Source organism: Streptomyces sp. NPDC006552 (assembly GCF_040611655.1).
GTDB lineage: Bacteria > Actinomycetota > Actinomycetes > Streptomycetales > Streptomycetaceae > Streptomyces.
In genome coordinates, this window is sequence record NZ_JBEXOS010000011.1 from 107,863 (window position 1) to 130,872 (window position 23,010).

Below are 23,010 nucleotides of genomic sequence, written 5' to 3' on the forward strand. Positions count from 1 at the left end.
GGCCTGTTCGCCGTAGGGGCTGCTGTCTCGTGGGCGGGTGCGCGTGCGTCGTGGTCGCTCGCGCCGCTCCCCGCGCCCCTTCGGGGCGCGGCGGCGTCAGCTGGTGCGGCCCTTGGCGTCGAACCGCTTCATGCGGTCCAGGACCGAGTCCGCGGTCGGCCCGTGCACCTCGTCCACGATGCGGCCGTCGGCCAGGAAGACGACGCGGTCCGCGTAGGCCGCGGCCACCGGGTCGTGCGTGACCATGACGACGGTCTGGCCCAGCTCCCGCACGGAGTTGCGCAGGAAGCCGAGGACCTCCGCGCCGGAGCGGGAGTCCAGGTTCCCGGTGGGCTCGTCACCGAAGATGATCTCGGGCCGCGAGGCCAGCGCGCGGGCGACCGCGACCCGCTGCTGCTGGCCGCCGGAGAGCTGCGCGGGCCGGTGCCGCAGGCGGTCGGCGAGGCCGACCATCTGGATGACGTTCTCCAGCCACTGCTTGTCGGGCTTGCGGCCCGCGATGTCCATGGGGAGCGTGATGTTCTCCAGGGCGGTCAGCGTCGGCAGCAGGTTGAACGCCTGGAAGATGAACCCGATCTTGTCCCGGCGCAACTTGGTGAGCTGCTTGTCCTTCAGGGAGCCCAGCTCCGTCTCACCGATGCGGACCGAGCCGGACGAGAAGGTGTCGAGCCCCGCCACGCAGTGCATCAGCGTCGACTTGCCGGAGCCCGAGGGGCCCATGATCGCGGTGAACTCGGCCTGCCGGAACTCGATGGAGACCCGGTCGAGCGCGACCACCTGGGTCTCGTCCTGTCCGTAGACCTTGGACAGCTCCGTGGCGCGGGCCGCCACCGTGGTGGTCCGGCCGGCGAGAGGGGTGGTGGTCACGGGGGTGCTCCTGACGGGACGACTGCTGGGGGACGTTCCCATCGTCGCGGCCGATCGGGCGCGTGGAGTCAGCCGCAGTTCCCGTTCCGAGGGGCGACTTCGGTCGCACCGGGCCGGCCCGTGTCATACCTGGGTATGACACGCACCCCTGAGAGAGCGCACCCCCGGCCGGACCCGGACAGGAGGTGAAATTCCGTCAATCCGCAGAAACCGGCGCGGCCACCGGGAAGGGCCTCCGGCAAGTGCGTATGGCCACTGTCGTGTGCTGATGCACCCTCAGACGTCAATAAAATAAGACAACATAGAGCTGTAGCTCCGCTGATCGGGGGAGGCCGCCGGATAGGCTCGGACGGTCGATGCGGAGCCCCACAGCCTGCCCGGATGGTGGAATGCAGACACGGCGAGCTTAAACCTCGCTGCCCTTCGCGGGCGTACCGGTTCAAGTCCGGTTCCGGGCACCTCCGATTCACTTCTTCGCACCCCTTTCCCCCCTTTTCCCTCGCGACCCTTCACTTCCTCACGGTCGCGGGGTGCCGCGCGCTGCCCGCACCCCCATTGACACCCGCCCGGCGGGGGCGGAGGATCCCGGCGAGGCTGCCGTGAACGAAAGTTCACCAGGCGAACGCCGGGGAGTGGGAGGGACCGTATGCGCACCACCGTCGGGATCATCGGAGCCGGTCCGGCCGGGTTGCTCCTGGCCAGGCTGTTGCAGAACGCCGGGATCGCGGCGGTCGTCCTGGAGAGCCGGGACCGGGAGTACGTCGAGCGCCGCCAGCGCGCCGGGATCCTGGAACAGGGCACCGTCGACGTCCTGCGCGCCGCCGGCGTCGGAGCGCGCCTGGACCGCGAGGGCCTGACGCACGACGGCATCGAGCTGCGCTTCGACCGGCGCCGCCACCGCGTCGACCTCCCGGCCCTGACCGGCGGCCGGTCCGTCACGGTCTACGCCCAGACCGAGGTCTGCAAGGACCTCATCGCGGCCCGCCTCACCGACGGCGCCCCGCTCCTCTTCGGGGCCGAGGCGCTCGCCGTGGAAGGCGCCGGGACGGAGCGCCCGCGCGTCCGCTACCGCCACCAGCGCCGCGAATCCGTCCTGGAGTGCGACTACGTCGTGGGCTGCGACGGATTCTGGGGCGTGGCCCGCGCGGCGATGCCCCCGGCGCTCACCCGGACGTACGAGCGGACGTACCCCTTCGCCTGGCTCGGCATCCTCGCCGACGTCGCCCCCTCCCACGACGAGCTGGTCTACGCCCACAGCGACCGCGGCTTCGCCCTGCTGTCCATGCGCTCGCCCTCCGTCACGCGCGCGTACCTGCAAGTCCCCGAGGGCACGGACGCGGGCGACTGGACCCACGGACAGATCTGGGACGAGCTCGACCGCCGCCTGGAGGTCGACGACCCCGCCTGGCGGCTGGCCCGCGGTCCCGTCACCGCCACCTCCGTCACCCCGATGCGCAGCTACGTCCACGAACCCATGCGGCACGGCCGCCTCTTCCTCGCGGGCGACGCGGCGCACATCGTCCCGCCGACCGGCGCCAAGGGCCTCAACCTCGCCGTCGGCGACGTCGTCACCTTCGCCCGCGCCCTCACCACGTACACGCGCACCGGCGAGACGGCGCTCCTCGACGGCTACTCCGCCGCCTGCCTGCGCCGCGTCTGGCAGGCCGAGCGCTTCTCTTACGCGATGACGACCCTGCTGCACCGCGCGCCCGACGCCACCCCCTTCGACGACCGCATCCAGCTCGCCGGGCTGGACCGCGTGACCACGTCGCGGGCGGCCGAGACCGACCTCGCCGAGGCGTACACGGGTTTTCCCTTCTGACCTGCCTCCGGGCGGAACACCGGGCGTACTCCGTACGTTGCCGGTAACAGGGTGAGAAAGATCCTCCCTGAGCACTAGGGCCGGATCTTTGCCAGCCCATTACTCTTGTGGCAAGGCCATACACGGTGGCCATGGAGGAGTGAAATGAGGAGCAGCAACCCGGTCTTCTCGCGACGGGGGTTCAGCCGCGACAACGGCTACGCGCAGTTCCACGCGCAGCAGCCGCAGGCCGGGGGCCCCGCGGTCGGCACGCAGGCCAACCCGTACGGCCAGGCGCCCGCCGGCAACCCGTACGCGCAGAACCCCTACGCCCAGCAGGACCAGTACGGCGCTCCGCAGGCGCCCGCCACCACCGGCCGCATGACGATGGACGACGTCATCATGCGCACGGCCACCACCCTCGGTGTCCTGATCGTCACCGCGGCGCTCGCCTGGGCGCTGCTTCCGGTGGACGACGCCCACCTCACCACGTCGTACGGCATCGCGATCGGCTCCGGCCTCGTCGCGATGGTGCTCGGCTTCGTCCAGGCCTTCAAGCGCAAGGCGTCCCCGCCGCTGATCCTGGCGTACGCGGCGCTGGAGGGTGTCTTCCTCGGCGTCCTGTCGAGCGTCGTCGACAACTACATCGCGAGCGGCGCGGCCATGCAGGCCGTGCTCGGCACGATGGCGGTCTTCGCGGCCGTCCTCATCGCCTACAAGGCGGGCTGGATCCGCGTCAACCGCCGCTTCTACGGCTTCGTCATGGCCGCCGCGATGGGCTTCGTCCTGCTCATGGCGGTGAACCTGCTCTTCGCCGTCTTCGGCGGCGGTGACGGCCTCGGCTTCCGCAGCGGCGGCCTCGGCATCCTCTTCGGCGTCATCGGCATCCTGCTCGGCGCGTGCTTCCTGGCCCTGGACTTCAAGCAGGTCGAGGACGGCATCGCGTACGGTGCCCCGAAGGACGAGGCGTGGCTCGCCGCCTTCGGTCTGACCATGACGCTGGTCTGGATCTACATGGAGTTCCTGCGGCTCATCGCGATCCTGCAGGGCAACGACTAGCGACCGGCCCCGGCCGATCGTGAAGGGCCCGCGCACCTCCGGGTGCGCGGGCCCTTTCGCGTCGGGCGGACCTAGCCGAACCGGCGCGCCGCGCGCCGCAGGTCGTACTCGTGGATGATCGCCTTGGCGTGGCCGTACGCGAGATCGTGCTCCCCGCGGAGCCAGCTGACCTTCTCTTCGAAGCGCAGAAAACACGGTCCGTCTTCGACGGTGCGCAGCCAGTCGGCGACTTCACGACCGGTGCAGTGGGGGATGCGAGCCAGCAGATTGCGGTGGGTCTCCGCGGAGAAGACGTGGGACATCGGCGCCTCCGGAACGCTTCGATGCGACCTGTCGTTCACGTCACCGTGCCTGAGCGCCGGACGCTTGTAAACAGCTACAGTCGCCGGGTGCTTGATACGACACCATTGACCGCCGCGGTGGAGCAGTTCGCGGACCGGCTGCGGGCCGCACCGCAGAGCCGGCTGCAGCGGGGCGCGGCCGCTGAGGCCCTGGGCCTGGCCCGGGAGCTGTCCGCGCGGGCCCAGCGGCTGGAGGATCCGGAGGCCGCCGTGCGGGAGATGCCGGACGCGGGGATGTTCGCCGCCGCGGACCAGGTGACGGTCGCGGCGCGGGATCTGGCGGTGGTCCTGCCCGGCCCGCAGGCACTGGCCGACGCGGTCGAGCTGGTCGAGGCGGCCATGAAGCGGGCGGGTGTCTGAAGCCTTCCGCGGCGCGCGGAGCGGGAGCCCGGGGCCCGGGTGCGGGGCGTACGGCCCCGCGCGGGCGTCAGGGCGTCAGGGTGTCACGCCGACGCTATGACCCGGTCCGCCAGGATGTACACGTTGTCCCCGGCGCACTCGAAGGTCAGCGCGTAGGCGCCGGAGACCCCGGACCCGCCGAGCAGCACCGGCGTGTCCCCGTCCCGCAGCGCCGCGGCCAGCTGTTCCGCCGTCTCACGGTGGCCCGGGGTCATGCACAGCGTCGTACCGTCGGCGAAGACGTAGACGTCGAGCGTGCCCAGCGGGCCGGGACGGACGTCGCAGAGCGCCGTGCGCGTGTGCGCCAGCTCCTCCAGAGCCGCCACCGTCCGCTCGTGGTCACTGGTGACCGGCGACTGCACCGGGACGAAGTCCGGGTGCGAGGGGTGCCGGCGCCGGGCCGCGGTCAGCTCGGGCGACTCACCGGGAGCGATCCCGGTGACGGCGTCCTTGGGGAGGAACTCGTCCTCCGGCTCCAGGGCCGCCGACTCGACGAGCGGCTCCAGACCGGCGAAGTCGGCCTGCCGCGGCAGGAAGAACTCCTCGCTCAGCGCGCCCCCGCCGGCCAGGAACGGCGGCAGGTCCGAGGTGTCACGCGCCTCCTGCGCGGCCCAGAACGCCCGCGCCTCCGCCAGCTCCCGCTCCCGCTCCTCGGCGAGGGCGTCGGCGACGGCGACCCGTATGGCGTCCGCGTCGGTCGTGGTGCGCGCCGCGGGCACACCGGGGCGCGCGGCGGTGGCGCGGCCGCGTGCCACTTCCTCGCGCAGGTCCGCGATCTGCCGGCGCAGGCCCCGGACGTTGTGCAGGGTGGCGGCGCCGACGGCCGTGGCAGCGGCCGAGGCGAGCAGCAAAGCAAGAGGGATGGCGCTCACTGACGTACTCCCGGTTCCAAGTCGACCCCCGACTTCCTACATCAGCTTGAAGCCTGGACGAACCGGCTGTCAGTGCATTACGTCACGAATTGGACAGGTCTTTTGGCTGGGCGTTTAGGCCTCATATAGGCCGGGTACGGGCCTGACCTGCGAAAAGGGCTCTCCCCCGAGATGTACGTCACATCCTGGGGGAGATTGGATCACGATTGCATGACCGGATTCAGGTCATGCCCGGCCCGCCGCGGTCAGCTCAGGCGCTCGATGACCATCGCCATGCCCTGGCCGCCGCCGACGCACATCGTCTCCAGGCCGAACTGCTTGTCGTGGAACTGCAGGCTGTTGATGAGCGTGCCCGTGATGCGCGCGCCGGTCATGCCGAAGGGGTGGCCCACGGCGATGGCGCCGCCGTTCACGTTCAGCTTGTCCTCGTCGATGCCGAGGTCGCGGGCGGACGGGATGACCTGGGCGGCGAACGCCTCGTTGATCTCGAACAGGTCGATGTCGGAGACACCGAGCCCGGCGCGCTTCAGCGCCTGCTTGCTGGCCTCCACCGGGCCGAGGCCCATGATCTCGGGGGAGAGACCGGAGACGCCGGTCGACACCACGCGGGCGAGCGGGGTCAGGCCCAGCTCGCGGGCCTTGGTGTCGGACATGATCACGAGGGCGGCGGCGCCGTCGTTCAGCGGGCAGCAGTTGCCGGCCGTGACCAGGCCGTCGGGGCGGAAGACGGGCTTGAGGCCGGCGACGCCCTCCAGGGTGACGCCGGCGCGCGGACCGTCGTCCTTGCTGACGACGGTTCCGTCCGGGGTGGTGACCGGGGTGATCTCGCGCTCCCAGAAGCCGTTCTTGATGGCTTCCTCGGCACGGTTCTGCGAGCGCACGCCGAAGGCGTCCATGTCCGCGCGGGTGACGCCCTTGAGGCGGGCCAGGTTCTCGGCGGTCTGCCCCATCGCGATGTACGCGTCCGGCACCAGGCCGTCCTCGCGCGGGTCGTGCCAGGAGGTGCCCTCCTGCTGGGCGACGGCCGCGGTGCGGGCCTCGGCCTCGGCGAAGAACGGGTTGCGGGTGTCGGGCAGGGAGTCGGAGTTCCCCTTGGCGAAGCGCGACACCATCTCGACGCCCGCCGAGATGAAGACGTCGCCCTCGCCCGCCTTGATGGCGTGCAGGGCCATGCGCGTCGTCTGCAGGGACGACGAGCAGTACCGGGTGACGGTGCAGCCGGGGAGGTGGTCCATGCCCATCTGCACGGCCACGATGCGGCCCAGGTTGTTGCCCTGCTCGCCGCCGGGCAGGCCGCAGCCGAGCATGAGGTCGTCGATGTCGCGCGGGTCCAGCTCCGGGACCTTGGCGAGAGCGGTCTGGATGATCGTCGCGGTCAGGTCGTCCGCGCGCAGGTCCTTCAGAGAGCCCTTGAAAGCGCGGCCGATGGGGGAGCGGGCGGCTGAGACGATTACGGCTTCGGGCATCACGGCTCCAGGGGGTGTGCGGCGAATGCAGGACCGCTTGGGAAGTTACCCGTACGTATCGCTCGGGTCACCGGTGTGGGTGTGTGACGCCTGACGCATTTTTCTAAGCGCTTGCTCAGCGCTTTGCGGGGGGGCGGGTTCCGGGCAGGGTTCCTTTCGTGCGGAGTCGTTCGCCCGGGCCGCCTCGGTGACCGCCGCGGGGCTCCGCCCCGGACCCCGCTCCTCAATCGCCGGAGGGGCTTGAGGAGGGGGCTTCGGCGGTTGTCGCGGGCTCTGCCCCGGGCCCGCGTTCCTCGATCGCGGGAGGGCCTTGAGGAGGGCGCCTCGGTGACTGTCGCGGGGCTCTGCCCCGGACCCCGCTCCTCAATCGCCGGAGGGGCTTGAGTTGGGGGTTTCGGTGGTCGTCGCGGGGCTCTGGCCCGGGTCCGCGTTCCTCGATCGCGGGAGGGGCTTGCGAGGGGCGCCGCGGAGGGGCTTGGGTTGGCGGTTTCGCATGTCAGTGCGGGGCCGCCGAGCGGGGAGTGTCGTGGGCCGGGGACGGGTCCTGGGACGGGGTGCGGCGGCGGCGGCGCCGTTTCATCAGCGCCCACGGGCCGCGCGGACCCGTCGGCATCGCCGCCGTCACCTCCGTACCGCCCTCCTCGACCGCCTTCGCCGCCGCCCGCGCCACCGGCAGGAAACCCTCCGCCCGGTCCACGTCGGGCCGCTCCTCGTCCGGCCAGACGCCCAGCGCCGCACAGAGCGTCGGCAGCACCGCCATCGCCGCCGTCTGATACCCCTCCGCCGAAGGGTGGTAGTTGTCCGGGCCGAACAGCTCCCGCGGGTTCGCCGCGAACTCCGGGCCCAGCAGATCGCCCAGCGACACCGTCCGCCCGCCCTGCTCCACCGTGCCGATCGTCTGCGCCGCCGCCAGCTGCCGCGAGGCACGCCGCGCCAGCCAGCGCAGCGGCTGCTGCACCGGCTCGACCGAACCCAGGTCCGGACAGGTCCCCACCACCACCTCCGCACCCGCCGTACGCAACCGCCGCACCGCCGACGAGAGGTGCCGCACGGACTTGGTCGCGGGGATGCGGTGCGTCACATCGTTCGCGCCGATCATGATCACGCAGACGTCCGGCCGCCAGCCGGGATCGGCGAGGACCAGCGCCACCTGCCGGTCCAGATCGTCCGACATGGCGCCGGGCAGCGCCACGTTGCGCAACTGCACCGGACGCTCCGCCACCGCCGCGAGCCCCGAGGCGAGCAGCGCCCCCGGCGTCTGCCGCGCCCGGTGCACCCCCTGCCCCGCCGCAGTGGAGTCGCCCAGCATCGCGAACCGCACCGCCTCCGGCTCCGTACCGCCGTACGCCCTGCCGTACAGGCCGTCGGCCGAGGGGAGGTGGACCGGCGCGGTGCCGTGGTTGCCCACCTGGCGCCGCGCGAACTGCACCTCCGCCAGCACCACCCCGACCGCGGCCGCCCCGAGCAACCCGATCCCGCCCCCGCCGTACGCCGCGCCCGCGGCGATCCGCCGTGCCACCCTTGCCCTGCTCGACATCGTCCGCGGCCACCTCTTTCGCTATTACGGCTCACTGTGTCCTTGCCCCGTAAGCACCGTCGGTCAATCGCAACGGCAGATGAAGGGCCGGTGCGCGGCATACGCTGGCCGCAACCCTTTGTAGGAGACCCGGAGACAACGTGCAGATCCACGACTCGATGATCAGCCTCGTCGGCAACACCCCGCTGGTGAGGCTCAACAAGGTGACCGAAGGGCTTCAGGCGACCGTCCTGGCCAAGGTCGAGTACTTCAACCCCGGCGGTTCCGTGAAGGACCGCATCGCGCTGCGCATGATCGAGGCGGCCGAGAAGAGCGGGGCGCTCCGGCCCGGGGGCACCATCGTGGAGCCCACCAGCGGCAACACCGGTGTCGGGCTCGCCATCGTGGCGCAGCAGAAGGGGTACAAGTGCATCTTCGTGTGCCCCGACAAGGTCTCCACGGACAAGATCAACGTGCTGCGCGCGTACGGCGCCGAGGTCGTCGTCTGCCCGACCGCGGTCGACCCGGAGCACCCGGACTCGTACTACAACGTCTCCGACCGGCTGGTCCGTGAGACGCCGGACGCCTGGAAGCCGGACCAGTACAGCAACCCGGAGAACCCGGCCTCGCACTACCACTCCACCGGCCCCGAGCTGTGGGACCAGACGGACGGACGCATCACGCACTTCGTCACCGGGGTCGGCACGGGCGGCACCATCTCCGGCACCGGCCGGTACCTGAAGGACGCCAGCGACGGCCGCGTGCGGGTCATCGGCGCCGACCCCGAGGGCTCGGTCTACTCCGGCGGCTCGGGCCGCCCCTACCTCGTCGAGGGCGTCGGCGAGGACTTCTGGCCGACCGCCTACGACCGCGAGGTCGCCGACGAGATCGTCGCCGTCTCCGACAAGGACTCCTTCCAGATGACCCGCCGCCTCGCCAAGGAGGAGGGCCTGCTGGTCGGCGGCTCCTGCGGGATGGCGGTCGTGGCGGCGCTGCGGGTGGCGGAGCGGCTGGGGCCGGACGACATCGTGGTGGTGCTGCTGCCGGACAGCGGGCGGGGGTATCTCAGTAAAATCTTCAACGATGAGTGGATGGCCGACTACGGTTTCCTCGAGGACTCCGGGCCCAGCGCCCGCGTCGGCGACGTCCTGAAGGACAAGGACGGCGGTTCACTGCCCGAACTCGTGCACATGCACCCGGAGGAGACGGTCGGTCAGGCCATCGAGGTGCTGCGGGAGTACGGCGTCTCGCAGATGCCCGTGGTCAAGCGGGGCGCCGGGCACCCGGACGTGATGGCCGCCGAGGTTGTCGGCTCGGTCGTGGAGCGGGAACTGCTCGACGCGCTCTTCACCCAGCGGGCCTCGCTGGGCGACCCGCTGGACAAGCACATGTCGGCGCCGCTGCCGCACGTCGGCTCCGGTGAGCCGGTGGCGGATCTGATGGCCGTGCTCGGCTCGGCGGACGCCGCGATCGTGCTGGTCGAGGGGAAGCCGACGGGTGTGGTGAGCCGTCAGGACCTGCTGGCGTTCCTGGCGAAGGCCAGCGGGAAGCAGCCGCGCGCGTAGCTCCCGTTCCGGGGTTTGCGAAAACGGTACGGGCGCGTCACATGCGCGCAGCACCGGCTTAACACGCGCCCGGCACAGTGGTGGATGTCGTCAGGGGCGGGAGCGGCTCCCCGGTCCGGGCGGCAGTGAACGGCGTCGAGGAATCTCCGGAGCGGCTCCCGGGTCTCCATGGACGCCTTGGGCGTGGCACCCGGTTCGGCCCGGTGTCGCGTCCCTCGCGGGGACCGCCGTCGTCCCGCCCCCCTTCACGGGGGTGCGGCGGTCCCCGCGCAATCTTTTTCGCGGCTCACTCCACGAACAGGCCGCGCTCCGCCGCCCGTACGTCGAACTCCTCCAGGCGGGCCTGGGCCTGCGGGAGGCCGTCGCACATCGCTTCCAGCAGGACGCGGCCGAGCAGCATGGGCGCGCAGGCCGTGTCGAAGGCGAGTCCGGTGCCGACGGCCGCCGGCAGCAGCAGGTCCGAGTGTTTGGCGACGGGGGCGAAGGCGGAGTCGGCGACGGAGACCACGGTGAGGCCGGCCGTTCTGGCGTAGGCGAGGGCGTCGACGACCTCGCGCGGGTGGCGGGGCAGGGCGAAGCAGAGCAGGGTCGTGGCGCCCGCGCGGACGGCCGCGTCGACGCGGTCGGCGAGCATCGTGCCGCCCTCGTCGAGGAGGCGGACGTCGGGGTGGACCTTGGCCGCGAAGTAGGAGAAGCCGTAGGCCTGGGAGGCGGCCGCGCGCAGGCCGAGGACGAGGAGGGGCTGGGAGGCGGCGAGGAGGCGGCCCGCGCGTTCGACCGGCTCGGGGTCGGCGAGGAGGTCGGCGAGGTGGCGCAGGTTGGCGATCTCGGCCTCGACGGCCTGCTGGTACTCGTTGGCCGCGGTGGGGGCGGCCGGTTCGGCGGGGGCGACCTCGCGCAGGTGGCGGCGGAGCGCCGGGTAGCCGTCGAAGCCGAGGGCGACGGCGAAGCGGGTGACGGAGGGCTGGCTGACGCCGGCCAGGTCGGCCAGCTCCACGGAGGAGAGGAACGGCACGTCGGCCGCGCGGCGCACCATGCAGTGGGCGATGCGCCGCTGCGTGGGGGTGAGGCGGTGGTTCTCGAAGAGGTGCTGGAGGCGGGTGGCGGGGCTGTGGCCCCCGGTGCCGTTCGTCGTGTGCTCGCTCATGTCTCCCCGTCCGTGCCCGGCCGCTCATTCAATCTGTCATGGCTGTGCATGATTTTATTCAGGCCGGGGGCGGGGGCGCCAGGGGTCGCACGGGGGCGTTGCTACCTTGCGCGGATGGGTCTTTTCGACAGGTTGACCGGCACCCGGCGTCCCGACGACGGGGTCGTGCCCCGGGCCGCGGCGGAGGTGCGCGCGGCGCTGCTCGCCCTGGGCGGGCCCGAGGAGCCGTGGACGGTAGGGGCCGCCACCCCGCAGCAGCGGGCCGATCTGGTCGCCGAGTGGCGGGTGCGAGAGCCGGCCTGGCAGGAGTTCTTCCGCAGCCGCCACGTCGACCGGACCGTACGGATCCGGCTGCGGCTGGTGCCGGACGAGCGCGAGGTCCGGGCGCTGACCGAGCAGTGGGAGGTCACCTGGCTCGACGGGACCCCGCGGTTCGCGCGGTCCCGGGAGTACGGCAGGGGGCCGTCGCGCACGGTGAGCAAGCGGTGGTCGTACGGTCGCGGGGCGGACGGTGAGCGGCACTGGGAGGAGACGTTCTCCTTTGACACCGGGCGGATGACGGAGCCGGTGCGGGACGCCGTGCTGGCGGCGGGCTGGACGTGGCGCGGGGTGGTGTTCGGCAAGCTCTGACCCCGGGAGGCGGGCGGCGGTCGCAGGGACCGTCGGCGCCGCGGCGGGGCGGGACGGGCTCGGGGTGTCATTCCGTGAAGTGATCGAGGAGCGCCGCCGCTCGGGCCACGTCCTGGGTGAGCGGGCGGTCCGTCAGGGCCGGTTCCAGGGCGGCGTCGGCCAGGGCGAAGGCGCGGCCCACCGGCAGGGACGGGTCGGGGCGGTGGTCGCGCAGGCGCAGGGCCCGGACCGCGGCGACCAGTTCGCAGCCGACGACCTGACGGTAGGCCGCGCACAGGCGCAGGGTCTGGCGGGCCGCGAGGGACGCGAAACTGGCCTGTTCCTCGACGCCGCGGGAGAGGACCGCGTGGCCCAGGGAGGCGGGGGCCGCGAAGGCGCGCAGGTCGCCGAGGGCGGCGCCGGCCGCGTACTCCAGGATCATCACGCCGGAGGCGCCCGGTTCGCCGTCGGCGAGGAAGGGGCGCAGGCGGGTGTAGGCCGGTTCGTTGAGGGTGGACAGGCGGGACGTCGAGAGGCGGGCGACCTGGGTGACCGAGAGACGGAAGTGGTCCAGGGCCAGGGCGAGTTGGGCCAGGTAGAAGCCGCCGTGGTGGTAGGCGGTCATGTCCTCGGGCGAGATGAGCGGGTTCTCCGCGGCCGCGTTGATCTCGACGGTGAGGACCGCTTCGAGGGCGTCGGCCGCGTCCTGCGCCGGGCCGTGGATCTGGGGTACGCAGCGCAGGCCGTACGGGTCCTGGATGCGGCCGAGCGGTGGGGTGGGCCGGTCGGGGGCGCCGAGGTGGGCGCGCATCCGGGCGGCCACGTCGTAGGAGCCCTTGTGGTGGCGGGCCTCGTGGACGGGGAGCGCGTAGGCCTCGTAGGAGCCGTCGACGGCCAACAGGCTGAGGGCGGCGACGAGTTGGGTCGCGGTGAGCAGGGCGCGCAGTTCGTGCAGGGCGAGGGCGGACTGGCCGAGGGTGAGGGCGTTGCTGGAGATCAGGGCGAGCGCGTCGTTGTTGTCGAGCGGCTGGGCGTCCGGGGCGGTGCCTTTGCCGCGCCAGGGGTGTTCGCCGGCCAGGGCCAGGCCCATCTGGGCGAGGGCGGCGATGTCGCCGGTGCCGACCGAGCCGTGTTCGTTGACGGCGGGGTGCGCGCCGTTCTCCAGCGCCTCGCACAGGGCGGTCACGACGGTGGGGCGCAGGCCGGCGCCGCCGGCGAGCAGCTGGTTGGCGCGGACGGCGAGCATCGCGCGGACCTCGCGCTCGGGCAGTTCGTCGCCGATCGCGCCGGCGTGGCTGCGCAGCAGGCGCAGGCCGTGGTCGGCGGCGGCCTCCGTGGGCACGTCCTCGCTGCGGTTGGCGCCGACGCCGGTGGAGCGGCCGTAGACGCGGCCCCAGGCGGCGATCTCGCGGGCCGCGTTCCAGGACTCCTCGACGCGCTTCATGGCGTCGGTGCCGGGGACAGGGCGGGCGGTGGCGTCGGCGAGGCGGACGACGTCGGTGACCGGGAGGCCGTGGCCGTCGAGGACGACGACGGGGGGTGGTGTCGGGACCGAGGGTGTGGGCGGGGTCGGTTCCGTCGCCGTCGGGTCTGCCGGTCCGGGCCGGGTCGAGTTCGCCGGGGTCGGGCCCACCATCTTGGACGTCACGCGCCATTCCTCCTCGAACCGTAGTAAATCGCCCTTGACGGGGCGGCCGCGTCTCACATTTCGGGCAGCCCGAGGGGATTTGCCGGTGATTTAAGCGGGGCCATTGACAAGTTATTCACGCACCAAGAACTCTGCATGACGATATGCAGACCGGGCAAGAGGACTCCAGAGGCGCTCCATGATCCAGTTCGAAGCGGTCCACAAGCGGTTCCCGAACGGCACGACGGCGGTGCACGACCTCACCCTCTCCATGCCCGAAGGAGGCGTGACCGTCTTCGTCGGCTCCTCCGGCTGCGGCAAGACGACGAGCCTGCGGATGATCAACCGGATGGTCGACCCCACCTCGGGCACCATCCGGGTCGGCGGCCGCGACGTCCTCGACCAGGACGCCGCCGAGCTGCGGCGCTCCATCGGCTACGTCATCCAGCAGGCCGGCCTCTTCCCGCACCGCACCGTCCTGGACAACGTCGCGACCGTGCCGCTGCTGCTCGGCTGGGGCCGCAAGAAGGCCCGGGCCGCCGCCGGTGACCTCCTGGAGCGGGTCGGGCTTGCGGCCGAGATGGGCCGCCGCTACCCGCACCAGCTCTCCGGCGGCCAGCAGCAGCGGGTCGGCGTGGCGCGCGCCCTCGCCGCGGATCCGCCGGTGCTGCTCATGGACGAGCCGTTCGGCGCGGTGGACCCTGTCGTCCGCGCCCAGCTCCAGGACGAACTGCTGCGGCTGCAGAAGGAGTTGAACAAGACCATCGTCTTCGTCACGCACGACATCGACGAGGCGGTGCGGCTCGGCGACCGGATAGCCGTCTTCCGCGAAGGCGGGCACCTGGTGCAGTGCGCGGCCCCCGCGGAGCTGCTGGCCCGGCCCGTCGACGGGTTCGTGGCCGACTTCCTCGGCGCCGAGCGGGGGCTGAAGCTGCTGTCGCTGAGCGCGCTGGCCGGCGTACCGCAGGCGCCCGTGCCGGACGGGGCCCCCTGGGAGCTGGTGCTCGACGCGGCCCGCAAGCCGCTGCACTGGCGGGACCGGGACAGCGGGGCCGAGGCGCCTGTGCGGGCGCTGCGGGACGGGGATTCGCTGCTCTCCGCGTTGAACGAGTCCGTCGCGTCGCCCGCCGGGCTTGTGGCCCGCGTCGATGCGGAGGGGGTTTTCACGGGGGTCTCGTCCCGGGACGACATCCATGTGCGGGCGGGGGCCGCGCATGCCTCAGCCCTGTCGGGCGCACCGACACGGGGCTCCGCCCCGGACCCCGCTGCCTCTCGTCCGACGGCGGGGCTGGGAAGGGGCGGATCGGCACCCGAAGCCGTGGCCGGGACCCCGCCGGCGCCGGACGGGCCGGAAGGCGTCGGGCCGGACGGACGTGACACCGTATGAGCTTCGACTGGTCCTGGGTCGGCGAGCACACCTCCGACCTCACCACCCTCGCCCTCTCCCACCTCCAAGCCGCCCTCACCGCCGTCCTGTTCGGCCTGTTGATCTCCCTGCCGCTCGCCGTCCTCGCCCACCGCGTGCGGCCCCTGCGCGGCTTCCTCCTCGGGATGTCGAACGTCCTGTTCACCATCCCCTCCATCGCCGTCTTCGTCCTGCTGCTGCCGGTCTCCGGGCTCACCCGCACCACCACCGTCACCGGCCTGACGATCTACACCCTCGTGGTCCTGCTGCGGAACACCGTCGAGGGCCTCGACTCCGTACCGCAGAAGACGAAGGAAGCCGCGAAGGCCATGGGGACGCGGCCGCTGCGCACCCTGCTCACCGTCGAACTGCCGCTGGCGCTCCCGGTGATCATGGCGGGCGTGCGGATCGCGACCGTCATGTCCATCTCGCTCGTCTCCGTGGCCACGTACATCGGCGACGGCGGTCTGGGCCAGCTGTTCACCGACGGGTTCCAGCGCAACTTCCCGACGCCGGTGATCGTGGGCGTCGTCCTGACGCTGCTGCTCGCTCTCGTCGCGGACGCGGCTCTCGTCGGCGTACAGCGGCTGCTCACGCCCTGGACCCGCACCCGGACCCGGAAGGGCTGACCGCCATGTACGAACTCTTCAAGAACCTGGGCTCCTGGCTGGTCAGCGGCGAGCAGTGGGCCGGGTCCGACGGGATCGGGCACCGGCTCGCCGAGCACCTCCAGTACTCGCTGATCGCCACGCTCGTCGCCGCCGCCATCGCCCTGCCCGTGGGGCTGCTCATCGGGCACACCGGCCGCGGCGCGTTCGTCGCCATCAACCTCTCCTCGTTCGGGCGGGCACTGCCCACCGTGGGCCTCGTGGTGCTCGTCTTCCTGGCCAGCGGGCTGTCGATGTGGCCCGTCTACATCGCGCTCGTCGCGCTCGCCGTGCCGTCCATCGTGACCAACACCTACGCGGGGATGACCGCCGTCGACCCGGAGGTGAAGGACGCCGCGCGCGGCCAGGGCATGCGCGGCCACCAGGTCCTCCTCCAGGTCGAGCTGCCGCTCGCGCTGCCGCTGATCATGACGGGGCTGCGGCTCGCGCTGATCCAGGTCGTGGCGACCGCCACCATCGCCGCGTACGTCTCCTTCGGCGGACTCGGCCGCTACGTCTTCGACGGGCTCGCCCAGCGGGACCTCGTGCAGGTGCTCGGCGGCGCCGTCCTCGTCGCGGTGGTCGCCGTCGTCCTCGACCTGGCCCTGTCGGGGTTGCAGCGTCTCCTCTTCCGTCACCGTCCCGCCGCGCTCAAGTCCGCCTAGGAGCACCCAAGATGACCCACCTCAACCGACGTGCCGTCCTCGGCGGCCTGGCCGCCGCGGCCTCCGTCCCCGCGCTCGCCGCCTGCTCCAGCGGCATCACCTCCCTCGACGGGGGCGGCTCGGGCGGCTCCGGCGGCGGCTCCAGCAAGGGCGGCGTCACCATCGGCACCGCCAACTTCACCGAGAACCAGGTCCTCGGCCACCTCTACGCCGCCGCGCTCGGAGCCGCCGGTGTGAAGACGAGCGTGCGCCCGAACCTCGGCACCCGCGAGATCCTCATCCCCGCCCTCAAGGGCGGCGACATCGACCTGCTCCCCGAGTACCAGGGCGCCCTGCTGCACTACCTCGACCCCAAAGCCGACGCGACCGAGGAGGGCGCGATGCAGAACGCCCTCGCCATGGCGCTCCCGGCCGGCCTTCAGATCCTCCCGTACGGGACGGCGGAGGACTCGGACGCGTTCGTCGTCACCCGCGAGACCGCCGCGAAGTACCGCCTCACGTCGCTCGCCGACCTCGCGAAGCACAACGGCAAGCTCGTCATCGGTGCCGCGCCCGAGGTCAAGAAGCGGCAGGTGGGGGCCGTGGGCCTGCAGGACGTGTACGGCGTGGAGTTCAAGGAGTTCAAGTCCCTCGACTCCTCCGGGCCGCTGGTCAAAGGCGCCCTGCGGAAGGGCGACGTCGACGTGGCGAACCTGTTCACCACCGACACCGACATCGCCGCCAACCACTGGGTCGTCCTCACCGACCCCAAGAACCTGGTCCCCGGCCAGCACGTCGTCCCGCTGATCGCCGACCGCAAGGCCGACTCCACCGTCCGCAAGGCGCTCGCCCGGCTCGGCAACGTCCTCACCACCGAACAGCTGACCGAGCTGAACCGGCTCGTCGACAAAGACAAGAAGGACCCCGAGGACGTCGCGAACGACTACGCGCGCCAGCACGGGCTGAGCAAGAAGTAGAGGTCAACGCATGGCAGCGGTAGTGGAGAAGCACTCCATCGACGTCGTCCCGGACAGCGAGCGGCACGGGCGCGCCTTCAACCAGTTCACGCTCTGGGTCGGCGCGAACCTGCACATCACGGCCGTCGTCACCGGCGCGCTCGCCGTGGTCTTCGGAGGGGACGTGGTCTGGTCGCTGGCCGGCCTCGTCCTCGGCAACCTGCTCGGCGGCGCCGTCATGGCGCTGCACTCGGCGCAGGGCCCCAAGCTCGGCCTGCCCCAGATGATCCAGTCGCGGGCCCAGTTCGGCGTGAAGGGCGCCGTCGTACCGCTGCTCCTCGTGATCCTCATGTACGTCGGCTTCTTCGCCAGCGGCAGCGTCCTCGCCGGAGAGGCGACCGCCCAGCTGACGCACACCGGCGACACGACCGGCATCATCCTGTTCGCGCTGGTCACCGCTGTCCTGGCGGCGGTCGGCTACCGCGTCATCCACGTCCTGGGCCGGGTCGCCAGCGTCATCTGCGCGCTCGCCTTCGTCTATCTCGGCATCCGGCTCCTGGACCGCGTCGACCTCGGCGAGCTGCTGGGCGACGCGCACTTCTCGCTGCCGATGTTCCTGCTCGCCGTCTCGCTGTCGGCCTCCTGGCAGCTGGCGTTCGGCCCGTACGTCGCCGACTACTCGCGCTATCTGCCGCGCGACACCAGCGCCCGGGCCACGTTCTGGTGGACGCTGTCCGGCTCGGCGCTCGGCTCGCAGTGGTCGATGACGTTCGGGGTGCTGGTCGCGGCGAGCGCGGGCGAGGCGTTCCTCGACAACCAGGTCGGCTACGTCGTCTCGCTCGGCGGCGCGGGCGCCGCGGCTTCCGTCCTCTACTTCGTCATCGCGCTCGGCAAACTCACCGTCAACGTCCTGAACACCTACGGCGGCTTCATGGCGATGGTGACCGGCGTGAGCGGCTTCCGCGGCCAGCGCGTCCTGTCGCAGCGCGGCCGGAGCCTGTACATCGCCGTCATCTCGGTCGCGGGCACGGCCGTCGCCCTGGCCGGCAAGGACAGCTTCCTCTCCTCGTTCAAGGACTTCCTGCTGTTCCTGCTGACGTTCTTCACGCCGTGGAGCGCCATCAACCTGGTCGACTACTACCTGATCGCGCGCGAGCGCTACGACATCCCGGCCCTCTTCGACCCGCAGGGCCGCTACGGCGCCTGGCGGTGGAAGGCGCTCGTGGTCTATGCCGTGGGACTGGTCGCCCAGTTCCCGTTCCTGGCCACCTCCTTCTACACGGGCCCGCTCGTCGGCCCGCTCGGCGGCGCCGACGTCTCCTGGATCGCCGGGCTCGTCGTCCCGGCCGCGCTGTACTGGCTGCTCGCCCGCCGCGACACCGCGCACGTGCCGGAGGCGACGATCCTGCCCGCGCCGCATGCCGAACCGGCGGCCTCGGGGGCGGCCTCCTGACAAGAGGGGGGTTAGCCCCACTGCCCCGCGGGCCGCGGCTCCGTACCGTGATCCGGTATGGAAGCCCGCCAACAGGCACGTGACGCCGAACTCAAGAAGGAACTCGACGCCACCCTGCACGCCCGCAGGGAACTCGGCGAAGAGTACGAGACCGCGCTCGTCGACTCGTTTCTCGACAAGGTCGAGCAGCGCCTGGACTCCGCCGTGGACCGGAGGGTGCGCCGGAACCTCGCCGAGCAGCAGATGGTCGTCGCCCGCGACGCGCGCGGCGGCCGCGGCCCGGGGGAGGGGTGGGGCGAGCGCTTCGGCTTCGCCGTCGTCACCCTCGTCCTCGCCATCCCGCTCTCCGCGATCGCCGTGGTCAACGCGCACCTGCCCGGGCTGCTGATCGCCTGGGGCGGCATCGTCGGCGTCAACGCGCTGCACGCGGGGGTCTGGGGCCCGCGCGCCGGCAAGCGCCGCGAGCGCGGCGACACCGACTGGGAGGAGTAGCCAGGCTTGCCCGGCCACGGCCGCCGTCGCGTGCCGGGGCTGCGCCGCGAGGAGGTCGCCCGGCCCGTCCGGACCCACCGCGCGGCGGCCGCCCGGACCCCGGCGCGGCTGCGGCACCCGGTCGCGGGTGAACTCACCGTTCCCTACGCGGCGTTGACGGTGGCGGGCGAGAGCGGTCAGGCCCTGGTGGTGTACACGCCCGAACCCGGCTCGGTCACCGAGGAGCGGCTGCGGCTGCTGGGCGGGCCGGGCCGGGAAGGGCGGCGCCGCGCCCGGAGGGGCGTGACGCCGCTGACCGGGCGGCTCACACGTCGAGGTCGGCCTCGATCTGCCGCAGCTGGTGGCGGGCCATCGCCAGGTTGGCGCGCGCGGAGTCCAGGACGAGGTACAGGAACAGACCGCTGCCGCCGCGGCCCTTCAGGAGGCGGATCAGGTGGTACTGGGTGCCGAGCGTGATGAGGATGTCCTCGATCTCGTCCTTCAGGCCGAGGTGTTCCATGGTGCGCAGCTTGGCGCGGACGACGTCGGTGTTGCCCGCCGCGGCGACCTCCAGGTCGAAGCTCTTGGAGCCGCCGATGGTGCCGAGGGCCATGCCGCTGTTGTAGTCGACGAGGGCCGCGGCGCTCGCCCCCTCGATGGAGGCGACGGCGTCCTTGAGCGCGGTCTCGGTGTTGGCCATGGTGGTGGGTCCTTTCCTGCGCGGCCTCAACGGGCCGTCCGGGGTTGCAATCTGGGCTCGGGAAGCTCGGGAAGCTCGGTCTTGGGCGTGCGGACGGGCAGTCCGCTGTCGGTGGCGGGCGGCGGCGCGGGCACGGCGGGCGGGACCGTGGGGCGGGCCGGCGCCGGGCGGGCCCGGGACCGGCCGCGCGGGCGGGACGGCGGATCAAGGGCGGCGGCCGCCTCGACGAGTTCGCCGATCCGGGTACCGGAGCGGCGGCCCTCCAGGTGCAGCCGCCCCACGTTGATCCGGTCCTCGGCGAGCAGGGTCAGGACCGCGCTCTCCCCGGCCGCGTACGTGGCGACGTACCCCTGCGTGCCGCGGACCAGGAGTTCCCGGAAGCCGCCCTGCCCGGTGGCGTCCGCGAGGCGCTGGGCCACGCCGAGCGCGGCGGCGGTCAGCGCGGCCACGCCCTCGGGCTCGACGCCGGGGGCGTCCCGGGCGAGCACGAGCCCGTCGACGCTGGCCGCGAGCGCCCCGGTGACCTGGGGGACCCGGATTCTCAGCCGCTGCAGTTCGCCGAGGACTTCGGCCTCGTCGGCCATCGGCGGTCTCCTTCCGGAAGGGTCGGACGGTGCGGAGCCGGGCCGGCCGGTGCGGCGCAGGCGCTTCACAGGGCCTCCAGCGCGGCACGCAGCCGGCGCAGCAGCGCCACATCGGGGTCCTCGACGACGGCGTGCGCCATCCACTCCGGCACCGGGAAGGCGGGCTGGGGCGGCGCGGTGGTCACCAGGCCGCCCGCGGCGAGCCGGCGCAGGTCGACCAGGGTGTGGAAGGCGGGCCGGCCCAGGGTGAGCGCGATCTGCGAGGCGGTGCGCGCGCCGTCGACCAGCTCCAGGACGCGGCGTCTGCGGGCCGGGACGGGCAGTTCGCGGTCGGTGGCCCGGGTCAGCGGCGCCGTGTCGGTGTCCGGCTCGGGCCAGATCCGCTGGAGCAGTTCGCGGCGGCGCCGGGTCTCGCGCTCGACCGCGGCGACCGGCACCGGCCGCACCGCGCCGAACCAGTGCGAGACCCCGTACCGGAAGCGGGTCGGGCCGCTGCTCGGCGCGAGGGTGAAGTAGGCGGCGTCGAACACCGCGCTCAGGTGGCAGAGTTCGAGCGCGCCGTCCGAGAGGCGGCCCTGTTCCACCAGGTAGCGGCCGACGCGCCGGCCGGCCCCGGCCCGGTCCACCGCCTCCCACCACCCGTCGGCCTGGAGCGCGCCGCCCGCTGTGAGCAGCACGTCCATGCCGGGAGTCGCGGGCGACTCGGCGTGCACGACGCACCCGTCGGCCAGGTAGAGCGTGCCGTGTTCGCGGATCAGCGCCCCGGTGGCGCGTTCGTCGGCGAGCCGGCCGAGCATCGGCGAGGCGCTCGCGGGCGCGGCGTTCATCCCAGGACCAGCCGCTCGGATATGTCGGCGAGCCGCAGCCGGGCCAGCGCGAGGTTGCCCTCGTCCCGGTCGAGCCACAGGTGCAGGAAGACGCTGCTGTCGAAGCTGGTGCGGACGAACCGCAGCAGGTGGTAGCCGTCGCGGTTGGTGACGATGACGTCCTCGACGGGCGGCGCCTTGTCGGCGGCGGACCCCGGCGACCAGTCGCTGCCCTCGGCCGGGGCGAACGCCCGGTGCTCGGCGGCGAGCCGGGCCAGTTCGGCGGCCTCGGCGGCGGTGGCCTCGTGGTCCCCGTTGGGCGAGTCCCCCACGGTGCCCAGGGCGAGACCGCTGGTCCAGTCGACGACAGAGGCGCCGCGCGCCCCCGGCAGCCGCATGGCCTCAAGGAGGCACTCGTCGATTCCGGGCACGCCTGAAACTCCCCACCTGATCATCACACCGTGCAAAGCTGGGCTTGTGTGACGAAGAAGCTACGCACCGTGCGGCGACCTGGTGAGCGTTCTGGCATTTTCCCGTGGAACATGCGGAAGATGGCTAGAATCCGCCGGCCCCCGCACAGCGCGGGGGCCGGCGCCGTCGGCTCAGAGGCCGAGCAAGGCCGACGGCCGGTCGCCGCCCGACTCCGCGACGATCTCCTCGACCGACTGCCGCGCGCGCACGGTCGCGAACCGTACGGAGGTGCCGGTGCCGGTGTCGGCGCCGCCGCTCGCGGTGAAGCCGTAGACCGCGGGCCGGGCCAGCGAGTTGTACGAGTAGTGCTGCGCGAAGTAGTACGCGCCGGTGTCCAGCGCGGCGGCGACGTCACCGGCTTCGAGCAGCGGCAGCGCCTGGTTCTCGGCGAGCAGGTCACCGGAGAAGCAGGCCGGGCCCGCCACGTCCTGGGCGACGGCCGGGCCGCTCTTGGGCCGCCCCTGCGCGTCGTACGCGGCGATCCGCAGCGGCCAGGACGCGGGCGCGTACACGGTCCGCGTCGCGACCTGAACTCCCGCGTGCGTCACGGCGATCGGGCGGCCGCCGCTCTCCTTGGCGTACTCGACGCGCGCGAGGATCGTGCCGTGCTTGGCGAGCAGGGACCGGCCGAACTCGGTGACCAGGCCGTAGCGGCCGTCGAAGAGGCCGGGGACGGTGGCGGCGAGCAGCCGCGCGTACGTGGCGTAGTCCGGACTCTCCTCGTCCGAGGCGAAGTTGACGGGCAGGCCGCCGCCGATGTCGAGCGTGTCGATCTGCCGGCGGCCCGCCGCCCGGTTGATCTCCTCGGCCAGTTCGTAGGCGGCCCGCACGCCTTGCGCCATCAGCTCCAGCGGCACGCCCTGCGAGCCGGAGTGCGTGTGCAGCCGGGTCAGCCACGGCCGGTCCAGGTAGGCCCGGACGACCCAGGCGCGGGCGCCCTCGTCGCGCAGCGCCACCCCGAACTTGGAGGTGGCGGTCGCGGTGGACAGGGCGCCGATGGAGCCCGCGCCGAGCTGCGGGTTGACCCGGACGCCGAGGGGTGAGCACGTGGGCGCGGAGGCGACCAGCGCGTCGAGGCGGGCCAGCTCCTGCGGGTTGTCGGCGTTGACCGCGATGCCCAGGGCGAGGGCCTCGCGCAGTTCGGCGCCGGTCTTGGCGGGGGAGTCCAGGACGGTGCGGGCCGGTGGCACCCCGGCCGCGCGGGCCAGGGCCAGCTCGCCGGGGCTCGCCACCTCGGCCCCGATGCCGGCCTCGTGCAGCAGGCGCAGCACCGGCACGAGCGGGGTCGCCTTCACCGCGAAGGCGTGCAGGACCTCGGTGCCGGGCGCGGTGACCGCGTCGAACGCGGCGTGCAGCGCGGCGGCGGAGGCGCGGATGCCGGTGACGTCGAGCAGCCCGGCGACGGGCGCGTCTGGACCGACGAGTCCGTGTGCGACCGCGGCGCGTACGGCCTGGTCACGGCGGGTGGAGCGGGCGGTGGAAGCGTCACGGGATGCCATGTGGTCCAGACAACCACCCGGAGCACGTCCCTGGGAATGTATTGACTAGTTCTATTCAGATCGCGAGTATGTGAATAACCGCATCACGATGGAGCACCCTCAGGA

23 protein-coding genes, 1 tRNA gene and 1 pseudogene are annotated in these 23,010 nt (G+C 72.6%); 13 read left to right on the forward strand and 12 right to left on the reverse strand.

What is annotated here, in order from left to right:
* Window positions 1-96 precede the first annotated feature (96 nt).
* The gene (locus ABZY33_RS09745) at window positions 97-867 is read right to left on the reverse strand and encodes an ABC transporter ATP-binding protein (protein ID WP_356490977.1); all 771 of its coding nucleotides are present in this window, start codon (window positions 865-867) and stop codon (window positions 97-99) included.
* 375 nt (window positions 868-1,242) lie between these two features.
* Here ABZY33_RS09745 and ABZY33_RS09750 point away from each other — a divergent pair.
* The 3 genes from ABZY33_RS09750 to ABZY33_RS09760 all read left to right on the forward strand — a co-directional run bounded on the left by ABZY33_RS09750 (window position 1,243) and on the right by ABZY33_RS09760 (window position 3,727).
* Window positions 1,243-1,325: transfer RNA gene (locus ABZY33_RS09750), tRNA-Leu, on the forward strand.
* A gap of 188 nt (window positions 1,326-1,513) precedes the next feature.
* Window positions 1,514-2,689: a 4-hydroxybenzoate 3-monooxygenase gene (locus ABZY33_RS09755; RefSeq protein WP_356490978.1), complete on the forward strand. Its 1,176-nt coding sequence runs from the start codon at window positions 1,514-1,516 to the stop codon at window positions 2,687-2,689.
* Window positions 2,690-2,833: 144 nt separating this feature from the next.
* Window positions 2,834-3,727, forward strand: coding sequence for a Bax inhibitor-1/YccA family protein (locus ABZY33_RS09760; RefSeq protein WP_356490979.1), 894 nt, complete (start codon window positions 2,834-2,836; stop codon window positions 3,725-3,727).
* Window positions 3,728-3,798: 71 nt separating this feature from the next.
* On the opposite strand, the gene ABZY33_RS09765 is transcribed toward ABZY33_RS09760, so the two are convergent.
* Complete coding sequence (locus ABZY33_RS09765) at window positions 3,799-4,029, reverse strand: DUF4287 domain-containing protein (protein ID WP_356490980.1); 231 nt, start codon at window positions 4,027-4,029, stop codon at window positions 3,799-3,801.
* Between the two features lie 87 nt (window positions 4,030-4,116).
* On the opposite strand from ABZY33_RS09765, the gene ABZY33_RS09770 reads away from it, so the two are divergent.
* Window positions 4,117-4,428, forward strand: a complete 312-nt coding sequence (locus ABZY33_RS09770; protein WP_356490981.1) for a hypothetical protein — start codon at window positions 4,117-4,119, stop codon at window positions 4,426-4,428.
* 83 nt (window positions 4,429-4,511) lie between these two features.
* Here ABZY33_RS09770 and ABZY33_RS09775 read toward each other — a convergent pair whose 3' ends face one another.
* The 3 genes from ABZY33_RS09775 to ABZY33_RS09785 form a co-directional block, all read right to left on the reverse strand.
* Window positions 4,512-5,339 carry a hypothetical protein gene (locus tag ABZY33_RS09775; protein ID WP_356490982.1) on the reverse strand — a complete coding sequence of 276 codons (828 nt, stop codon included), beginning with the start codon at window positions 5,337-5,339 and terminating at the stop codon, window positions 4,512-4,514.
* Window positions 5,340-5,584: 245 nt separating this feature from the next.
* Window positions 5,585-6,805, reverse strand: coding sequence for an acetyl-CoA C-acetyltransferase (locus tag ABZY33_RS09780; protein WP_356490983.1), 1,221 nt, complete (start codon window positions 6,803-6,805; stop codon window positions 5,585-5,587).
* 496 nt (window positions 6,806-7,301) lie between these two features.
* Complete coding sequence (locus tag ABZY33_RS09785; RefSeq protein ID WP_356490984.1) at window positions 7,302-8,342, reverse strand: SGNH/GDSL hydrolase family protein; 1,041 nt, start codon at window positions 8,340-8,342, stop codon at window positions 7,302-7,304.
* 140 nt (window positions 8,343-8,482) lie between these two features.
* Here ABZY33_RS09785 and ABZY33_RS09790 point away from each other — a divergent pair, with 140 nt between their 5' ends.
* On the forward strand, window positions 8,483-9,886 hold the full coding sequence (locus ABZY33_RS09790; protein ID WP_356490985.1) for a cystathionine beta-synthase: 1,404 nt from the start codon (window positions 8,483-8,485) through the stop codon (window positions 9,884-9,886).
* 286 nt (window positions 9,887-10,172) lie between these two features.
* Here the strand turns inward: ABZY33_RS09790 and ABZY33_RS09795 are convergent, their stop codons facing one another.
* Window positions 10,173-11,033: a MurR/RpiR family transcriptional regulator gene (locus tag ABZY33_RS09795; RefSeq protein WP_356490986.1), complete on the reverse strand. Its 861-nt coding sequence runs from the start codon at window positions 11,031-11,033 to the stop codon at window positions 10,173-10,175.
* Window positions 11,034-11,147: 114 nt separating this feature from the next.
* Between ABZY33_RS09795 and ABZY33_RS09800 the strand changes: the two genes are divergently transcribed.
* Window positions 11,148-11,663 (forward strand): hypothetical protein, encoded by a 516-nt coding sequence (locus tag ABZY33_RS09800; protein WP_356490987.1) that lies wholly within the window; start codon window positions 11,148-11,150, stop codon window positions 11,661-11,663.
* 67 nt (window positions 11,664-11,730) lie between these two features.
* On the opposite strand, the gene ABZY33_RS09805 is transcribed toward ABZY33_RS09800, so the two are convergent.
* Window positions 11,731-13,278, reverse strand: a complete 1,548-nt coding sequence (locus ABZY33_RS09805) for an aromatic amino acid ammonia-lyase (RefSeq protein WP_356491023.1) — start codon at window positions 13,276-13,278, stop codon at window positions 11,731-11,733.
* A gap of 190 nt (window positions 13,279-13,468) precedes the next feature.
* Here ABZY33_RS09805 and ABZY33_RS09810 point away from each other — a divergent pair, with 190 nt between their 5' ends.
* The 7 genes and pseudogenes from ABZY33_RS09810 to ABZY33_RS09840 form a co-directional block, all read left to right on the forward strand.
* A complete protein-coding gene (locus ABZY33_RS09810; RefSeq protein WP_356490988.1) occupies window positions 13,469-14,656 on the forward strand; it encodes an ATP-binding cassette domain-containing protein in 1,188 nt (395 codons plus the stop codon).
* A complete protein-coding gene (locus ABZY33_RS09815) occupies window positions 14,653-15,303 on the forward strand; it encodes an ABC transporter permease (protein ID WP_356490989.1) in 651 nt (216 codons plus the stop codon). The genes ABZY33_RS09810 and ABZY33_RS09815 overlap by 4 nt, the downstream gene beginning before the upstream one ends.
* Before the next feature lie 5 nt (window positions 15,304-15,308).
* On the forward strand, window positions 15,309-15,986 hold the full coding sequence (locus ABZY33_RS09820) for an ABC transporter permease (RefSeq protein ID WP_356490990.1): 678 nt from the start codon (window positions 15,309-15,311) through the stop codon (window positions 15,984-15,986).
* 11 nt (window positions 15,987-15,997) lie between these two features.
* Window positions 15,998-16,942, forward strand: coding sequence for an ABC transporter substrate-binding protein (locus tag ABZY33_RS09825; protein WP_356490991.1), 945 nt, complete (start codon window positions 15,998-16,000; stop codon window positions 16,940-16,942).
* A 10-nt stretch (window positions 16,943-16,952) separates the two neighbouring features.
* Complete coding sequence (locus ABZY33_RS09830) at window positions 16,953-18,374, forward strand: cytosine permease (protein WP_356490992.1); 1,422 nt, start codon at window positions 16,953-16,955, stop codon at window positions 18,372-18,374.
* Between the two features lie 57 nt (window positions 18,375-18,431).
* Window positions 18,432-18,866, forward strand: coding sequence for a hypothetical protein (locus ABZY33_RS09835; RefSeq protein WP_356490993.1), 435 nt, complete (start codon window positions 18,432-18,434; stop codon window positions 18,864-18,866).
* A 30-nt stretch (window positions 18,867-18,896) separates the two neighbouring features.
* Window positions 18,897-19,109 (forward strand): annotated as a pseudogene (locus tag ABZY33_RS09840) (transcriptional regulator); the annotation flags it as partial.
* 61 nt (window positions 19,110-19,170) lie between these two features.
* Here ABZY33_RS09840 and ABZY33_RS09845 read toward each other — a convergent pair.
* The 5 genes from ABZY33_RS09845 to ABZY33_RS09865 form a co-directional block, all read right to left on the reverse strand.
* On the reverse strand, window positions 19,171-19,545 hold the full coding sequence (locus tag ABZY33_RS09845) for a hypothetical protein (protein ID WP_356490994.1): 375 nt from the start codon (window positions 19,543-19,545) through the stop codon (window positions 19,171-19,173).
* A gap of 26 nt (window positions 19,546-19,571) precedes the next feature.
* Window positions 19,572-20,129 (reverse strand): roadblock/LC7 domain-containing protein, encoded by a 558-nt coding sequence (locus tag ABZY33_RS09850; RefSeq protein ID WP_356490995.1) that lies wholly within the window; start codon window positions 20,127-20,129, stop codon window positions 19,572-19,574.
* Window positions 20,130-20,194: 65 nt separating this feature from the next.
* Window positions 20,195-20,956 (reverse strand): transcriptional regulator, encoded by a 762-nt coding sequence (locus ABZY33_RS09855; RefSeq protein ID WP_356490996.1) that lies wholly within the window; start codon window positions 20,954-20,956, stop codon window positions 20,195-20,197.
* Entirely contained in the window at window positions 20,953-21,366 is a 414-nt protein-coding gene (locus ABZY33_RS09860) for a hypothetical protein (RefSeq protein ID WP_356490997.1), read from the reverse strand. The genes ABZY33_RS09855 and ABZY33_RS09860 overlap by 4 nt, the downstream gene beginning before the upstream one ends.
* Window positions 21,367-21,537: 171 nt before the next feature.
* Window positions 21,538-22,905, reverse strand: coding sequence for a diaminopimelate decarboxylase (locus ABZY33_RS09865; RefSeq protein WP_356490998.1), 1,368 nt, complete (start codon window positions 22,903-22,905; stop codon window positions 21,538-21,540).
* Between the last annotated feature and the right edge of the window lie 105 nt (window positions 22,906-23,010).

Bases quoted from the DNA above. Each gene is read 5' to 3' on its own strand.
- ABZY33_RS09820 (WP_356490990.1), top strand. From the start codon at position 15,309: ATGTACGAACTCTTCAAGAACCTGGGCTCCTGGCTGGTCAGCGGCGAG.
- ABZY33_RS09850 (WP_356490995.1), bottom strand. From the start codon at position 20,129: ATGGCCGACGAGGCCGAAGTCCTCGGCGAACTGCAGCGGCTGAGAATC.
- ABZY33_RS09755 (WP_356490978.1), top strand. From the start codon at position 1,514: ATGCGCACCACCGTCGGGATCATCGGAGCCGGTCCGGCCGGGTTGCTC.
- ABZY33_RS09800 (WP_356490987.1), top strand. From the start codon at position 11,148: ATGGGTCTTTTCGACAGGTTGACCGGCACCCGGCGTCCCGACGACGGG.
- ABZY33_RS09835 (WP_356490993.1), top strand. From the start codon at position 18,432: ATGGAAGCCCGCCAACAGGCACGTGACGCCGAACTCAAGAAGGAACTC.
- ABZY33_RS09765 (WP_356490980.1), bottom strand. From the start codon at position 4,029: ATGTCCCACGTCTTCTCCGCGGAGACCCACCGCAATCTGCTGGCTCGC.
- ABZY33_RS09815 (WP_356490989.1), top strand. From the start codon at position 14,653: ATGAGCTTCGACTGGTCCTGGGTCGGCGAGCACACCTCCGACCTCACC.
- ABZY33_RS09845 (WP_356490994.1), bottom strand. From the start codon at position 19,545: ATGGCCAACACCGAGACCGCGCTCAAGGACGCCGTCGCCTCCATCGAG.
- ABZY33_RS09795 (WP_356490986.1), bottom strand. From the start codon at position 11,033: ATGAGCGAGCACACGACGAACGGCACCGGGGGCCACAGCCCCGCCACC.
- ABZY33_RS09865 (WP_356490998.1), bottom strand. From the start codon at position 22,905: ATGGCATCCCGTGACGCTTCCACCGCCCGCTCCACCCGCCGTGACCAG.
- ABZY33_RS09855 (WP_356490996.1), bottom strand. From the start codon at position 20,956: ATGAACGCCGCGCCCGCGAGCGCCTCGCCGATGCTCGGCCGGCTCGCC.
- ABZY33_RS09825 (WP_356490991.1), top strand. From the start codon at position 15,998: ATGACCCACCTCAACCGACGTGCCGTCCTCGGCGGCCTGGCCGCCGCG.
- ABZY33_RS09785 (WP_356490984.1), bottom strand. From the start codon at position 8,342: ATGTCGAGCAGGGCAAGGGTGGCACGGCGGATCGCCGCGGGCGCGGCG.
- ABZY33_RS09805 (WP_356491023.1), bottom strand. From the start codon at position 13,278: ATGGTGGGCCCGACCCCGGCGAACTCGACCCGGCCCGGACCGGCAGAC.
- ABZY33_RS09810 (WP_356490988.1), top strand. From the start codon at position 13,469: ATGATCCAGTTCGAAGCGGTCCACAAGCGGTTCCCGAACGGCACGACG.
- ABZY33_RS09780 (WP_356490983.1), bottom strand. From the start codon at position 6,805: ATGCCCGAAGCCGTAATCGTCTCAGCCGCCCGCTCCCCCATCGGCCGC.
- ABZY33_RS09830 (WP_356490992.1), top strand. From the start codon at position 16,953: ATGGCAGCGGTAGTGGAGAAGCACTCCATCGACGTCGTCCCGGACAGC.
- ABZY33_RS09760 (WP_356490979.1), top strand. From the start codon at position 2,834: ATGAGGAGCAGCAACCCGGTCTTCTCGCGACGGGGGTTCAGCCGCGAC.